This is a genomic window from Streptomyces sp. NPDC023723 (genome assembly GCF_040639815.1).
Classification (GTDB): domain Bacteria; phylum Actinomycetota; class Actinomycetes; order Streptomycetales; family Streptomycetaceae; genus Streptomyces.
The window spans coordinates 1-1,016 of sequence record NZ_JBFAAP010000132.1 but is presented as its reverse complement, the minus strand read 5'-3'; the positions used below and the strand labels follow the sequence as shown (position 1 = coordinate 1,016).

At 80.2% G+C, this 1,016-nt stretch carries 1 pseudogene; it reads left to right on the top strand.

What is annotated here, in order from left to right:
- Positions 1-99: 99 nt before the first annotated feature.
- A pseudogene (locus tag AB0G32_RS40405) lies at positions 100-1,016 on the top strand (ribonuclease E/G); the annotation flags it as partial.

The following is a 1,016-nucleotide window of genomic DNA, read 5'->3' as shown; positions in this document are numbered from 1 at the left end:
CGGCTTCCGACCCGGCGATCGCCGCGCACACGGCTTCGCACTCTTCGAGCCTGTTGACCGGCTCCCATTCTCCGGTGACAGGCTGGCCGTCTTTCCGAGGTGGCCGAGACCGCGGCCGGGTCCGACGAGAGCGCCGCGCCCCGGCGGACTCGTCGGCGTGCCACGCGCGGCGCGTCGGCGCCGGTGAAGGCGGCGGCCGAGGCCGCCGCGGCGGCTGTGACGTCCGACATCGCGGCCGAGACGCCTGAGACGGCCGAGACGCCCGCTACGGCCAAGACCGTCGAGACGCCCGAGACGCCGGTCGCCGAGGCCGGGAGTGCCGCGCCCGCCGAGGAGGCCGCGCCGCGGCGGACCCGGCGGCGTGCCACACGCACCGTGTCCGCGCCCGCGGAGACCGGTGCGGCCGCGGAAGCCGCCGTGCCGCCGGTCGCCTCCGAGACTTCTGGGACCCCGGCGGCCGAGAGTGCCGCGTCCGCCGAGGACGCCGCTCCGCCCCGGGCCCGCAGGCGGGCGACCCGGCGAGTGACCGCACCGGTCGAGACGCCGGAGAGCACCGACGCACCGCAGAGCACCGAGACGGCCGGTACGGCCGGGAGCGCGGAGCCGGTCGGGGCGACGGCCGCCGAGAGCGCCGAGGCGCCCGCCGCCGACGCCCCCGCCACCGAGACTCCCGCCACCGAGACCTCCGCCACCGAGGCCCCCGACGACACCGCCCCGCGCCGCTCGCGTCGTCGGGCCGTCCGCAAGGCCGCCGGTGGTTTCGCCGAGCCCGCGCGGAAGGCCGGGACCGGCTCCGCCGCCGCGGCGGAGAAGGCGGCGCGCCCGGCGCGTCCCGCCGTCGCGCTGTTCCAGCCGCCGGTGTTCACCGAGCCCCAGTTCCAGACGCCCGAGCGGGCCGCGGCGGAAGCGGCCGCGGTGGCCGCCGGCAGCCGGCAGCCCGAGCCGGAGCCGGAGCCGGAGCGCGCGCCGGTCGCGGAGACGGAGCCCGCGGAGGAGCAGCCCGCCGGGTCGCGCCG